The organism is Nonomuraea sp. NPDC051941 (genome assembly GCF_044593615.1).
In genome coordinates this window covers 1-12,758 of the sequence record NZ_JBIUCF010000074.1, presented here as the reverse complement: position 1 = coordinate 12,758, position 12,758 = coordinate 1, and the positions used below count along the sequence as shown (strand labels likewise).

The following is a 12,758-nucleotide window of genomic DNA, read 5'->3' as shown; positions in this document are numbered from 1 at the left end:
CGGCTGGGTGAACGATCCTGGCTCGGTCTCGACGAGGATGCCGCGGCTGGCCAGGCGTTTGAGCTTGGCGCGGACGTGCTGGATGTCGTTGCGCGTCAGAGCAGGGCCAGGCCACGGGTGCGCAGGGAACCGTCGACCTCGCCGAAGACGGTGAGAATCTGCCGGTAGGTGGGTGATCGGGGACAGCCGGCGGCGGCGCGACCGGTTCGGCCGGGGCGAGATCCTCCTCGGCGAGGGAGATCAGGGTCTTGCGGCTGATCCGCAGGTGTTTGATCGTCTCGCTGAGTTCGCCCAGACGCGCGCCGGCGCGGCGCCCGGCAGGTGGGTGGTGTACCGGTCGCGTCCGTCATGAACCTGCTCAGCTCGGTCTTCGACCGGGCGGCGACCGACACGGACGAACTGGCCTATCTCGTCGGCGAGGCCGGGGAGAACGGCGGTGGGTCCGCCGAACCCGCGTTCGGCAGCGGTCCGCTGGCGCCTACATCTTCTGGAACGCTCGCTGGATCCCTAGAGCTGACTCATCTGGCGCTCCCCGCCCTCCCAGTGGGCAACGACCTCCACCATCTCGGGAAACGCATCGATGAACGCGTCCACGCGATGCCCGTCGAAATCCGCACGCCGCCTGACGCCGCTCTGCATGCAGGCGATGAAACCCAGCCCCGCCCCGTTGGCGGCCTGAGCGTCACCGGGGGAGTCGCCCACGTACACGCACTGACCGGGCTCCAGCCCCGTCGCAGCCAGCAACTCGTCGAAAGCGCGGCCGTCCGGCTTGCCGAAACGCACGTTGCCGGCGTGGTACACGCCGTCCAGCCGACCCGCCAGGACATGATCCGGGGCCAGCAGATGCTCCACCTCCGCCTCTGTACGCGAGGTCAGCAGCAGGACACCGTGCCCCGCTGCGGCGAGCTCATCGAGCGCCCGCAGGTTCTCCGGCGTGACCGCATCCAGCCGGCCGTCCGCCACGTACTCCCCGAGCACCTCCCGATATACCGCCGCGAACGCCACGAGATCGACGCCCGGCGAACGCTTCGGCATCGCCTCCAGCAGCGGCAACCCCCACGTGGACAGATGCACCGGCCGGGACATCGGCGCACGGCCGAGACGCGTCAGGACCTCGTTCTCCAACTCGAAACACGCCGCCTCGGTCAGGCAGAGCGTGTCATCCACATCGATCACCACGGCGCGAATCACACCGCCACCCTAACGACGCCACCGCCGGCGCGGCAGGAGGCGAGCGAGCGAGCTATCCAACGTGCACCTGCTGAGCCGCCCGTACAGCTCGCCGGAAGCGCCCGTCCCCCGCCGACGCAACCCTGGCCGCCCTGACCCCGCTCGGCGGCCGACGTCGTGACCGCCCTGATCCAGGCAGCCCGCGGCGCCGGTGGCGGGCCGGCTTCGGGTCACGAGCAGGAGGGCGGCTCCAACCGGGCGGCCGTGCGCTCGTGCTTCGGCTGAGCCGCCGTCTCCTGGGAGCCGAGGAGCGCGCGGGTGAGTGCCTGGCCGTCGCCCGCCATCGCCTGCAGCGCCGTGTCGAAATGATCGTCGGTGAGCACCCGCTCGTCGGAGCGCAACGCGACCAGGATGACCCGGCGCAGCAGTTCTTTGATGAACGACGCCGTGACCCCCTCGGTGGCGGCGACCACCTTGGCGGTGTCGGCGACAATGGGCCGGTTGCGGGCGTACAGGCGGATCAGGCGTTCGCGCGCCGCCGCGTCAGGCGGCGGCACCTCCACCGCGAGGTCCACCCGGCCTGGCCGCTGCACCAGGGCCTTCTCCAGGGCCTCCACCCGGTTGGTGGTCAGGACGAACGTCACGTCGACGTCGCCGCTGATCCCGTCCATGGCGTCCAGCAGGGAGAACAGCAGCGGGCTGGTCTCGTGGTGGCTGCGGTCCTCGGCGATCAGGTCCACGTCCTCGACGACCACGATGGACGGTTGCAGCTTGCGCGCCACCGCCACCGCATAGTCGATCTTGCGCATGGCGGGTCCGGTCATCAGCACCGCCGTGTGCTCGCGCAGCCGTCCGATGAGGTAGCGCGTGGTGTGGGTCTTGCCGGTGCCCGGCGGCCCGTACAGCAGCAGGCCCCGGCGCAGGTGCTGGCCGGCCTCGGTGAGGCGGTCGGCGTGCTCGGCGATGCCCACGACGTGCTCCTCGATGGCCTCCAGCCGTCCTTCCGGCAGGACCACCTCGTCGGGGTCAAGCTCGGGGCGGGGCAGGAAGGTGAGCAGCTCGTTCTCCCTGTGCTCGCTGAAGCCGAAGCTGAGCACCTGGCCGCGGAACGGGTCGTTGTCCTGTTTGAGCCGGTTCACCTCGTCGCGTACGGCGCTCGCCACGTCCCGCCGAGCCGCCAGCACGGTGAGCAGGCTGTGGCCGTCGTAGTCGTCCTTGTTGCTCAGCCCGATGAGCACCGGGGTGCCGTCGGGCGCCGCCGTGGCGACCAGGCCGAGCTGCACGATCTCGATCGTGGTGTCGGGGCCGATCGGGGCCGTCCCGTAGTCGGGGCGGCCGAGCATGCGGCTGCCCTCACGCATCGCCGCGAGCAGCATGTTGATGATGCTCTCCCAGCGCCGCTCACCGCCCACGATGCCGAACCACTGCGCGCCGGGGGAGTGGGCGTCCAGGTAGAGGTCGGCGGCGGTCTGCAGCGCGGCGTGCTCGTAGAGCCGGTACTTCTCCTCCACGACGACCACGTCGCTGAGCGGGCAGCCGAGGTGCTCGGTCACCTTGGCGACCAGCGGAGAGGTGGCGTTGGCCTCGCCGATCCGCTCGGCCACCACGGTGTAGACCTGCCGCAGGCTCTCGGCGAGCGCTCGCGCGTCGGCGAGTTCGATGTCGGTCACATCCCTATCATGGCGATCGGGGCGGACGAATGCGCCTGATTAATTGCCATCGGGTACGTCCTGGTGCATCCGGAAATCCCGCGCAGGACCGAGAACGCGTACGCCCATCTGGGCCTTCCGGCTCTGCTCCTCACGGGCCTTGCTCTTGGTGCGCCGGCAGTCGCCGCGGTGATCGCGCTGACCTCTGGCGGTGTCAGCATGTTGTGGCGGCTGACCCTCTTCACACCGGTGGACGAATCCACCCCCGCGACGTGGCCGAACGTGCTCGTCATGCTGGTGGCCGGTCTGCCATGTGCCTGGGCGCTGTGGCAGTGCCTGCGTGGCCCGCTGGCGGGGCCACCTCCGGAGCAGGATCGCGCCGTACGGCGGCTGCGGATCGCGCTGTACGTCTCGACGGCGAACGGGCTGATCTCTCCGATCATGTCCGACTGGTTCGGGGGTGGCGATACTTGGCACCGTGTTGATGGTGCCGCTCGTGGTGCTGTTTCCGTCCGTGCTGGGCTCAAGCCTGCGGCACGCGGGTCATGTTCGGGCCATGGGCTTCCTGTCGTACGGGGTGGCGTCGCCTATCTCGTACTGAAGCTTGTCGGCCTGCGTATGCCCGACTGGCTCGCGCTGATCTGCGCCGGGGCGGGACTGCTCTGGACGATCCTGATCCTGCGGGCGCAGCGGGAGGATGGGCGCTGGACGCGGTCCACCGTCCGGTACGGCACCGTCGGCTTGGTGGTTCCCTTCGTGTCGATACCGGTGGCCGCGCTGTTCGGAGCAGCCCTTGGAACCGTCTATGCCGACGCCACCACGGCACTCAGCGTCCTGTTCACGATCTGGCTCGCCCGTTCGGCCCACGAGCTCGCGAGACCGACCCAGCCCGCCGGGACCGTCGCGGGCGCTGAGCAAACGGTCATCCAGTCGTAGGTGACGCCGGAGAGCTGTTGGGCGACCGGGCGGTGAATCTGGAAGCGACGCTGCGGCGGATGGAGCAAGCCGGGCACGTGACGCGCACGGTGGAATCCCGCCACGACGGCCTGTTCGCGCAGGATCAGCCGGTCACGTGGTGGCAGCTCAACGACGGCGCCCCGCGGTTCGAGGTGTGCTCGGCGTGCCGCCGGCGACCGGTGGCGGTGCAGCGGTTGGGCTGGTGCCGGGCCTGCCATGAACGATGGGACCGGGCAGGTAAGCCGAAGGCCCGCCGGAGCCGAGGAAGGGAGGTCGGCCGCGCCAGGCTGACACCGAGGAGCGAGTGCAGAGGACTCGGAAGCTGCTCGCTGAGGGAAAGGGCACCATGGAGATCGCGCGCCTGCTCGGCCTGAATGGGGCCACGGTGTGCTACTACAAGCGGCGGCTGGCCCAGCGCAACGAGCTGCCAGCCTGACGTTGGCGGTTCCGCCATCTATCTTGGAGAGTGCGGATTCCACAGCGGGTGCGCACTCTCCGTGCTTCACTGGGGGGGTGTCGCCAGGGGCTGGCGGACTGTTCGGCGGGCAGGGCCTGCAGCGCGGCCTGGAAGCGGGGCCACAGCCTCGGAAAGAGTTCGCCGTGCTGGTCGCCACCGGCGTCTCCGGTGGCGAACCGTCGCAGTCAAGGCGGGTCAAAGCCGTCTCCCGGCCGCGGTCTCGCCCGTCGCGGCGATGAAGTGCTCGGCCAGGAGCTGGTGCCGGAACCGATAGTCCCTGCCCTCGCTCCGGAGCAGGTCGTGACGGGCGCAGTAGCGCAGGAAGCGATGCAGTCGCCAGGGCAGGTAACCCACGGCCACCAGGCAGAGCGTCACCAGCGGGCTGAGGAGAAAGTCCAGGCGGTCTATCTGGGCGGACAGGTACACCCCGACGCACGCGCCCACTCCGACGGACATGAGGTGGAAGACGAGCACCGAGGGGAGCCAGTGGTGGGTGTCCGCCCCTATGAGGAACACCGCGAAACCCCCCACCCCAGCCCGACGGAGGGCACCCAGCCCACCTCGTCTTCTTTCTCGTTGCCCCTGTACCCTCTGCCGCCCAGCAGGACGGTAGTCCCGAAGCCGACCAAGCCGACCACGGCGAAGAAGCCGAGCGCGCACGCGCCGGAGAACACGTACGGGGCGGGAATCGCCGACAGAAACAGGTAGCCCAGGCCCAGGACGTAGACCGCGCGCCCCAGGTCGATGGTCGTGATCACGATGTTCGCCCCGACGCGGCGGACGAACGCCCGCGGCAACGGTTCGGAGCGAGAGCCGGAGCGATGGTCGGCCACTGTCGCGACCACGGCCAGGGTCAGGCCCACCACGACGACCAAGCACCCGAAGACCGCCAGCAGCGCGAGCCAGTCGATGGACTTGGGCGGCGCTGGCAGCAGGCGCACCAGCGTGCTCACCGTTTCGGCGACGGTCAGGGCGAGTGCGGACAGTATCGTGCCGAGGACGGCGACCGTCGCGCCGAGACGCGCCAGCCCGGCCGGCCGTACCTGCGGTGGGTCCTCGGTCCGTCGGCCGCCGGTCAGCCGCTGCGCGAGCACCTGGATCAGCATGCCAGCTGCGGCCCCGAGCGCGACGACGACTCCGGCGTGCCGCAGCAGGACCGCGGCTCCGGCGAGGGCGACCAGGGCCATCAGCGGCACGGCGAAGCCGGAGCTGACGGCGCGGGCCGTCTCGGCGGGCACCTTGTCGCTGACGCTGATGACGTCCGGGCCCCACCGGGACGCCACGACTGGATCACCCGGGGCGGCCAGCCGGCCGAGCCACCTCACCACGTTGACGCGCGTGTAGCCGGCCTGGTCGCCGCGCTGGATCGCCTCGTCCACGTACGCGTTCAGCAACGCGCCTCGCCGCGCCGCGACGGACCGGCCCGCGCCTTTGTCTCGGGCTGGCTCGGCCACCGCCGCTACCACGTCCAGCCAGAGCGGGGCGTCGAGCAGATCCCAGAGCGTCGGATCCCTGGTCACGGCCTGACGGACGTGCTTCGCCTCCGGTCCGCCCTCCTCCAGCCAGGCGAGCACCTTCGACACATCCCCGGGCGTGGGAGCTCTTTGGATCTTGCCGAGGAGATCGTTGTCAGTCTTAAAGAATTCCTGGTGAGCTGCTTCGTGGCTGATGTTCTTCAAGGCGGCTTCCAAGGCGAGCTGTACCTCCCAGGCGCTGAGCTGGCTGGCGAACAAGGCGATGGATCGTACGGCGTCGGCGGTCGCGGGGCCACCGTGGGTGATTGCGTTGCGGGTGCGTACCAGCCTGTCGAGCAGATGGGTCCAGCGGGTGTCGAGCGATGCGCGCCACTTGTTGAAGGCGTCGTGGTTGCCCAGGCGACTGGCCAGGGTGCGCAGGCAACGCCGGGTGTGATGGTGTTCGGGGTAGATGTCCAGCAGTTCGGTCAAGGCGCTCCGGGTGGTGCCGGGAACCAGCCCGATCCAGGGAAAATCGTCAGTGCGTCGCGTCGCGGCGGCCACCGTCTGGCGTCGCTCGCGAGCTTGGGGGCTGAGTCCTTCGGATGCGCCGCCTAGTCTAGGCCAGGAGGACGATCTTGCCTTGGGCGTGCTCCCGTTCCAGGAGCCGGAGGGCGTCGGCGGTCTCGCTGAGCGGGTACGTGCGTTCGATCATCGGCGTCACCTTGCCTTCGGCGACGAATTCGGCGAGCGTCCGCAGGTCATCGGCGGTGGACCGGGAGGTCAGGACGCGTAGCCGCTGCCGGACGAACGGCGTCTGCGCGACCGTGGCCAGCAGCCGGGGAATGGGACCGAGCACCGGCCCGCCCGCGCTGCTGGAGGCGATGAAGATGCCGCCGGGGGCGAGGACCCGGCGCAGAGCCGAGATCGGGTGGTTGCCGACCATGTCGATCAGGACGTCGAAGCGGCGCGTTCCCCGGGTGAAGTCCTCGCGGGTGTACTCGATCACGTGGTCGGCGCCGAGCGAGCGCACCGGTTCGACGTTGCGGCTGCTGCACACGCCGGTGACCTCGGCGCCGAGCGCCTTGGCGAGCTGCACGGTGAACGTGCCGACCCCGCCGGAGGCGCCGTTGACCAGCACCGTCGTGCCGGGGCCCGCGGCGCCGAGCCGCAGCGCCTGCAAGGCGGTGACCCCGGCCACGGGTAAGGTGGCCGCCTGCTCGAACGTCACCTGCTCCGGCTTTCTGGCCAGGCGTTTCGCCGGGATCGCGACGTATTCGGCGAAGCCGCGCTGCGCCGACTCGCCGAAGACCTCGTCGCCGACCTGGAGGACCTTGACGTCCGGGCCGATCTCCGCCACCGTGCCCGCGACGGCGCGTCCCAGGATGGTGGCCTTCGGCCGGCGCACCCCGAACGCCAGGCGCATCAGGCGCGGCGTGCCGCGCATGGTCAGCAGATCGGCGTGGTTGAGCGCGGCGGCGCGCACCCGCACCAGCACCTCGCCCGCGGCCGGGGCGGGACGGTCGACGTCGGCGTGACGCACGACGTCGGGCGAGCCGTACTCCTGATAGACGATCGCTTTCATGCCGGTCTCCTGATTCGTGTGGGTTCAGCGACGCGTGGCTCGGGCGATGCCGTCGATGACGGCGAAGAGGATCGAGAGGGCGGACACGACGATGAGCGCGGTGTTGATCCAGGTGGTCGCGCTCTGCGGCCAGGCGGCGGCCTGGGTGAATGCGGGGTTGAGCAGCCGGTCGCCGGCGGCGAGCCAGAGCAGCGCGATCGGGCAGGCGATCTCGACGAGCGTCCCGACCACGGCGAGCGGAACGCTCCAGCGGGCGTAGTGCTTGGCGTAGGCGACGGCGAGGTTCACGGTCACGAGGGCGATGAACGCGTACACGAAGCCGGTCTGCCACAACCACGGCGCGAACACGCCGATGGGGGCGCCGGCGGCGTCGGTCTCTGTGCTGATCACCGGCGAGAGCAGGATGAGGGTGGTGAACAGCACCATCGCCACGGTGTAGGTGATCAGCTCGCCGTAGCGGGCGCGGCGGGTGGGCGGCTCGGGCAGCGCGTCGGGCGTCCAGCGCCTGGCCGCCAGCGCGCGGCGCCCGGCGACGCGTTCGATGACGGCGAACAGCAGCGTGGTCCAGCAGACCAGGTGCGCGGCGGTGCCGAGCGCGGCACTGAGCGTGTCGCCGATCAGGTCGAACGCGCTCGCCCCCCGCAGCCCCTGGACGAGTCCCACCGCCACGGCCACGGCGGGCACGATGGTCACGAGCAGGGCGGTCAGTAATCGCGTGTAGTCGAGGTAGAGCGCGGGGCCGATGAGCTGGAGCGGACGGTCCGCGTAACCGGCCGCCAGCCGCGCGGGGTCGCCGAGCTCGGTGAGCACGGCGAACTCGGCCTCGGCCGGGTCGGCGCCGGCCGCCACCCGGTCGTCGACGGCGTCGGCGATCGAGGCCCGGAGCTCGCGTTCGATGTCGGGCCGCTGGTTCCCGGTCGGCTGGTTCTGCGTCGGCTGGTTCTGCGTTGGCTGGTTCTGCGTTGGCTGGTTCTGCGTTGGCTGGTTCTTGGGTGGCCGGCTTCCGGACAGGTGGCTTCCGGGCAGGTGGCGCAGGACCGCCGCGACATAGCGGTCGGTGAGCGTGCTCGTGGTGGTGGTCGTCATGACGCGCCTTTCAGGGAGCGGAGTACGGTGTCGAGCTCGTCCCAATCGCGACTGAGCGCGGCGGCGAGCGCGGCGCCCCTGTCGCTGGTGCGGTAGAACTTGCGCGGCCGGGACTCTTCGGTATTCCAGTCGCTGATCAGCAGACCCTGTTTCTCCAGGCGGCGCAGGAGGGGGTAGAGGGTGTTGGCGTCCACGGCGAGGCCGGCACTGGTCAGACGGTCGAGCAGGGCGTAGCCGTAGTCGGGGCGGTCGAGCATGAGCAGGCAGGCCAGGACGACGGTGCCGCGCCGCAGCTCCTGGAGGTGGGTGGAGAGCAACTCATCGTCATCATGCACATGGCACACGATAGTGTGCGACACACACTATTGCAACGGGCACGGCAATGTAGCTGGAACTCCGTGGTCTCGTTGGACCGGCCCGCTCCCTTGAACCGGACCGCTTAGTTGGACCAGGGCGTGGTTACAAGTCGCGGAGCCATTGGCTGATGGCAGCGATCGTCACGGCGGCCTCGAAGCGAACGGTGAGCTTGTCGTAGCGGGTACAGGACGGGGCCGAAGCCCGGTGGCCGTCCACCCTTCGGCCCCTTGGCCCGCGGGTGGGCGTCCTGATCGGCTTCGCTCGGGATGCAAGCCTTGATCCCGCGTCGGCGCAGATGGTCCCGGTTGACCTTGCTGATGTAGGCCCTGTCGTCCGGCACACGACCAGGGCGGATCCTGGGCCGGCCACCGCCGGGCCGAGCGACCCCGGATCTTGCCCAGCACCGCGATGGACTGTGGGCCGTCACCGCGATACCCGGCAGTCACCACCAGAGCCGGCACCGTGCGGCCCTGACTCACACGCCAGATGAGTCTTGGTGGTCAGCCCGCCGGCGGGAGCGACTTATAGCACATGGTCTGCTGGTTCGGTTTGCGCACCGCCAGGCGGCTCCTTCTGTGCCTGCCCGTCCCGGCGAGCACCAGCGGGCGTGCTGGCGAGCGCGGCTGGTCGTGAAGTCCATCGGATGGAAATCCTTATCGAAGGCACGGGGATCGGCCAGCCACGCCATGAGCTCCTCTGCGGCTGCGGGGAAGCTCGGCACGGCAAGGTCCGACCAGCGCCGCAGGGGGTCCCGCAGTGCCCTACTCACCTCGCTGGCGGTGGTGGCCGCCACCCCCTCGTCCCATCCGGGCATGTGTTTCCCTCCTAAGTAGCGCAGACCCTACCCACCGTGACAGAAGGGCTATTCCTCGCGATCCATTTAGTGATCTCGGCACGTCAGAGCGTTCACATTGTTCGAGGTGCGATCGAGAACGAAACCGGCTTCACCATCTCGATCGGGCTCTGAGCGCCACACCTGTGGCGGTCGCGACCCCGGCCCGGGTGGCGGACGGCGAGATCACCTGCCATGGCGGCAGCTGCAGGACCTTTGGCATGGATGGCGAGTCGATCCGGCAGAGATGAACATCACAGTTGGGTTTCGGTACGAAACAAGATCATCCGTCGGAGACAGTGGTCGGCGCTTGCCAACCAGCCCAGTCCGGCAGGACACGCTCCCTTCCGGACACGGCGCGTGCGCGCAAAATGCCACCTGACTATCGCGCCCACTCCGAGATCGTCACGATGCCGCGGGCGCTGGTGTGGATGGCGACCGAGCACCTTCGCCAGTACGAGGCCGCGAGAAGCCGCGGGTTCCGCAGCGTGGCTGTGGATCTCCGCGACCGCAAGCCACCGGAGGCGATCGCGGAGGTTCTGCAGGTCTACCGGGCCGAAGAGCACAGACTGTCGTCTCTCATGCGAGGGGCCAAGCTGGTGCGCCGCGCGCTGGCGGTTCGCCCGTCATGAATAGAGTGACGCCGCTCGGATTGCCAGGCAGGGGGAGCGGCGCCACCTCGGGACTACACCGGCATGTGAAAACTGGCGGTGAGCGGTGGAACGCCGACGCCGAAGGTCAAACAGTCTACGACGATGGGTCCGATCGCGATCGCTGGTGGGTCGCCGTCCGGGAGGAAGACCGGGTCGTCTCCCATGAGCGCCCGCTCAGCACTACTTAGTCGTCTGCGCACCGTTCTGGGCTCGATGCGCACAGGCAGATCGAACTCGATGACGTCGGCGCTACCATCGCCGACCTTCTCGATTGCCATCTTCATGATGATGTCCGTGATGGCGGCACCGAAAGACTCGCGGGTGTGTACTGCCTGGTGGTGCTCTTCGAGGTACTGCCTGTCCATCTTGATCGTCATGGACTTCTTCTCCTTGTTGCGGGGGAGCTCGCCTTGCTTCCCCAGCGAAACAAACTTGTGGGCATGACGCCTGAGTAGCCCCTACCTAAATCCGTGGGGTGGCTGGCTCGCCATTTCAAGATCAATCAGAGTGGTGTCATGCAGACGGGCCGCGCAGCCACGCTGACCAGGCGCTGGCGGCCACCGACACGACGCCGCCTCGTTCGGGCTTTGGCCGGAAACGTCCACCGTGGTGTACACACATCTGGCAGTCTCCTCATGAGGTAAGGGAGGAGACCACGTGAGTTGGAATGATGTGTTAAAGACCATCGAGGAGAGCGCCAGCCAGCAGCGTCAAGAGGGGCGCACCGTATTCTCCGCGATCGCTCCCATTGCGAGTTCCGTCTCGATCGGGTCGCCGCACATGGCGATTCAGGACCTTGTATCAGAAACCGTCCACCGGGTTGAAAGCCGCGGCTGGAAGCTGGACCAGGTGAGCGCCTACACGACTAGCAGGGAGTGCGACTTCGCACTTCTGGTCTTCCGAGCGGCGGGCTCCTAGCGCAGTGCCGGAGGGCGTAGCCACCCAGGCGAATGTTTCCGGTCAAAGCACCAGCAGCGAGGGCGTGACCCACTCTTACCCTGGAGGCTTTGGTGCGCCGTATTGAACACATGCCCCTTCCCGAGATCGCCCGCGCCGTCAGGAACCCGAAGGAGCACGACCTCCCGGCCATCAGGAAGTCGATCGAGAAATTCGGGTGCACGGTCGCCGGCGAACTCGACGAGCGCACCGGCCGCCTCGTCGCCGGGCACGGACGGCTGCTCGTGCTGGATGAGATGGCCAGCGAGGGCAAGTCGCCGCCCGAGGGCGTCAAAGTCGCCGACGACGGCACGTGGCTGCCGCCCATCCTGCGCGGTTGGTCGACCCGCTCCGACGCGGACGCCGAAGGCTATCTGATCGCGAACAACCGCACGCCGGAGCGCGGCGGCTGGGATCACGGCATGCTCGCCGACATGCTTGCCGACATCGGCGCGGCCGACGAAGAACTGCTGGCCGCGACCGGGTACGACATGGCGGACGTGGACGAGCTGATGCCGTCCGAGCCCGAGCAGGCGCCGCCGAGCGGGGAGCCGGGGCCTGGGCCGGCCGAGCGGGTGGAGCCGCCGACCGTGTGGGGCGTCGTGGTCACGTGCGAGTCGGAGGCTGAGCAGGTCGAACTGCTGGAGCGCCTGTCAGCCGAAGGTCACTCTGTGCGGGCTCTCATGTAGAGAGCCCGGCGGTGGCCGAACCAGCCGGGCAACTCTCACAGGGCGCAGACTCGTCGCGGGAATCCGCCCCAGCGTGACCGAATGGGCGGATTTCCGCGACTATCACCGACTCACGGGAGCTTCATGTCATTGCATTCGCGTACGGCGTCCGCCTCCCACGTCGCCGCGTCCGACTCGCGCGCCGAGAGGGAGCCCGTCAGGTGACCTACCTCGTGCAGCAGCGTCAGCGCTCGCCACTGAGTGTCGCTCAGACGGCCCCATGAGTCCTTGAAGGCGGCCGCCGCCCAGGGTGAGTAGAGCTTCATGAGGCCGTTGGATCCGATGCCGACCTGATCGACCGAGGCGTTCATGGGCAGCCCGGTTCTCGGGTGGATCGGGTTGGCCTGGAATGCCTCCTGAATTCTCTTGTTCACGACGAGGGTGTAGAGGATCTGGTCCGCGGTGAACTTGGATCCCTTTCCTGTCACCTGCTGGTTGCAGGTGTCGCTGTTCTCAAGAAGCCCCTTGGCCAGCCGGATTGCCTCCTTGGTGTAGTCCTGGAGGTGGGTCATGGCCGCCTCGAACTCACCGCTGTCGGCGGGCGGCAGTTCCTCGGTGGCGTCCATGTCTCCAGGGGGATCCGTGATCGGAGCGTCCGCGTTCTCGGGCTCCGGGAGGACTTCGGCGTCGGACCAGTCGAAGAACTCCGACATGCAGGAGCCATCCACCTCCGGGTCGCACGGGTCAGCGAAGGCGGGGTTCGCGGCTAGGTAGCCTCCGGCCGAGATGACGACGAGCGCTGTGGCGATCAGAGAAAGACTTCTTCGTCGGATGATCGTTCGAGATCGGAGTTTCACAGTGAACCTTTTTCAGGCTCCGCGGCGAGCGCCCTGGTCACAGCATGATCGCGATGCCGGTGTTCGGCCGGTGACGTGAAGAAGCTCCTGGTAGACG

General features: G+C 68.7%; 14 protein-coding genes. 5 read left to right on the top strand and 9 right to left on the bottom strand.

Annotated elements, in window-relative coordinates; translation table 11 throughout:
- Positions 1 to 507: 507 nt before the first annotated feature.
- Positions 508 to 1,191, bottom strand: a complete 684-nt coding sequence (locus tag ACIHFD_RS61910; RefSeq protein WP_397374946.1) for an HAD family hydrolase — start codon at positions 1,189 to 1,191, stop codon at positions 508 to 510.
- A gap of 209 nt (positions 1,192 to 1,400) precedes the next feature.
- Positions 1,401 to 2,840, bottom strand: coding sequence for an AAA family ATPase (locus ACIHFD_RS61905; RefSeq protein WP_397374945.1), 1,440 nt, complete (start codon positions 2,838 to 2,840; stop codon positions 1,401 to 1,403).
- 63 nt (positions 2,841 to 2,903) lie between these two features.
- On the opposite strand from ACIHFD_RS61905, the gene ACIHFD_RS61900 reads away from it, so the two are divergent.
- A complete protein-coding gene (locus ACIHFD_RS61900) occupies positions 2,904 to 3,755 on the top strand; it encodes a hypothetical protein (RefSeq protein WP_397374944.1) in 852 nt (283 codons plus the stop codon).
- A 325-nt stretch (positions 3,756 to 4,080) separates the two neighbouring features.
- Positions 4,081 to 4,212 carry a hypothetical protein gene (locus ACIHFD_RS61895; RefSeq protein ID WP_397374943.1) on the top strand — a complete coding sequence of 44 codons (132 nt, stop codon included), beginning with the start codon at positions 4,081 to 4,083 and terminating at the stop codon, positions 4,210 to 4,212.
- A gap of 216 nt (positions 4,213 to 4,428) precedes the next feature.
- Here ACIHFD_RS61895 and ACIHFD_RS61890 read toward each other — a convergent pair whose 3' ends face one another.
- From ACIHFD_RS61890 to ACIHFD_RS61870, 5 genes are read right to left on the bottom strand one after another with little or no spacing between them, the layout of a single operon-like run.
- A complete protein-coding gene (locus ACIHFD_RS61890) occupies positions 4,429 to 4,749 on the bottom strand; it encodes a hypothetical protein (protein ID WP_397374942.1) in 321 nt (106 codons plus the stop codon).
- Complete coding sequence (locus ACIHFD_RS61885; RefSeq protein WP_397374941.1) at positions 4,737 to 6,251, bottom strand: hypothetical protein; 1,515 nt, start codon at positions 6,249 to 6,251, stop codon at positions 4,737 to 4,739. The genes ACIHFD_RS61890 and ACIHFD_RS61885 overlap by 13 nt, the downstream gene beginning before the upstream one ends.
- 55 nt (positions 6,252 to 6,306) lie before the next feature.
- On the bottom strand, positions 6,307 to 7,272 hold the full coding sequence (locus tag ACIHFD_RS61880) for an NAD(P)-dependent alcohol dehydrogenase (protein ID WP_397374940.1): 966 nt from the start codon (positions 7,270 to 7,272) through the stop codon (positions 6,307 to 6,309).
- 24 nt (positions 7,273 to 7,296) lie between these two features.
- Positions 7,297 to 8,358 (bottom strand): permease prefix domain 1-containing protein, encoded by a 1,062-nt coding sequence (locus ACIHFD_RS61875; protein WP_397374939.1) that lies wholly within the window; start codon positions 8,356 to 8,358, stop codon positions 7,297 to 7,299.
- Positions 8,355 to 8,693 (bottom strand): PadR family transcriptional regulator, encoded by a 339-nt coding sequence (locus tag ACIHFD_RS61870; protein ID WP_397374938.1) that lies wholly within the window; start codon positions 8,691 to 8,693, stop codon positions 8,355 to 8,357. Before ACIHFD_RS61870 ends, ACIHFD_RS61875 begins: the two co-directional genes overlap by 4 nt.
- Before the next feature lie 1,225 nt (positions 8,694 to 9,918).
- On the opposite strand from ACIHFD_RS61870, the gene ACIHFD_RS61865 reads away from it, so the two are divergent.
- On the top strand, positions 9,919 to 10,179 hold the full coding sequence (locus ACIHFD_RS61865) for a hypothetical protein (protein WP_397374937.1): 261 nt from the start codon (positions 9,919 to 9,921) through the stop codon (positions 10,177 to 10,179).
- Positions 10,180 to 10,232: 53 nt separating this feature from the next.
- Here ACIHFD_RS61865 and ACIHFD_RS61860 read toward each other — a convergent pair whose 3' ends face one another.
- Complete coding sequence (locus tag ACIHFD_RS61860) at positions 10,233 to 10,577, bottom strand: hypothetical protein (protein ID WP_397374936.1); 345 nt, start codon at positions 10,575 to 10,577, stop codon at positions 10,233 to 10,235.
- A 280-nt stretch (positions 10,578 to 10,857) separates the two neighbouring features.
- On the opposite strand from ACIHFD_RS61860, the gene ACIHFD_RS61855 reads away from it, so the two are divergent.
- Both ACIHFD_RS61855 and ACIHFD_RS61850 read left to right on the top strand, forming a co-directional pair.
- The gene (locus ACIHFD_RS61855; RefSeq protein ID WP_397374935.1) at positions 10,858 to 11,118 is read left to right on the top strand and encodes a hypothetical protein; all 261 of its coding nucleotides are present in this window, start codon (positions 10,858 to 10,860) and stop codon (positions 11,116 to 11,118) included.
- Between the two features lie 110 nt (positions 11,119 to 11,228).
- Entirely contained in the window at positions 11,229 to 11,825 is a 597-nt protein-coding gene (locus ACIHFD_RS61850) for a hypothetical protein (protein ID WP_397374934.1), read from the top strand.
- A gap of 110 nt (positions 11,826 to 11,935) precedes the next feature.
- Here ACIHFD_RS61850 and ACIHFD_RS61845 read toward each other — a convergent pair whose 3' ends face one another.
- Positions 11,936 to 12,517, bottom strand: a complete 582-nt coding sequence (locus ACIHFD_RS61845) for a hypothetical protein (protein WP_397374933.1) — start codon at positions 12,515 to 12,517, stop codon at positions 11,936 to 11,938.
- Positions 12,518 to 12,758: the final 241 nt, after the last annotated feature.

Excerpts from the sequence above, each read along its gene's own strand:
- ACIHFD_RS61880 (WP_397374940.1), bottom strand. The coding sequence starts at position 7,272 with ATGAAAGCGATCGTCTATCAGGAGTACGGCTCGCCCGACGTCGTGCGT.
- ACIHFD_RS61875 (WP_397374939.1), bottom strand. The coding sequence starts at position 8,358 with ATGACGACCACCACCACGAGCACGCTCACCGACCGCTATGTCGCGGCG.
- ACIHFD_RS61865 (WP_397374937.1), top strand. The coding sequence starts at position 9,919 with ATGCCACCTGACTATCGCGCCCACTCCGAGATCGTCACGATGCCGCGG.
- ACIHFD_RS61860 (WP_397374936.1), bottom strand. The coding sequence starts at position 10,577 with ATGACGATCAAGATGGACAGGCAGTACCTCGAAGAGCACCACCAGGCA.
- ACIHFD_RS61850 (WP_397374934.1), top strand. The coding sequence starts at position 11,229 with ATGCCCCTTCCCGAGATCGCCCGCGCCGTCAGGAACCCGAAGGAGCAC.
- ACIHFD_RS61845 (WP_397374933.1), bottom strand. The coding sequence starts at position 12,517 with ATGTCGGAGTTCTTCGACTGGTCCGACGCCGAAGTCCTCCCGGAGCCC.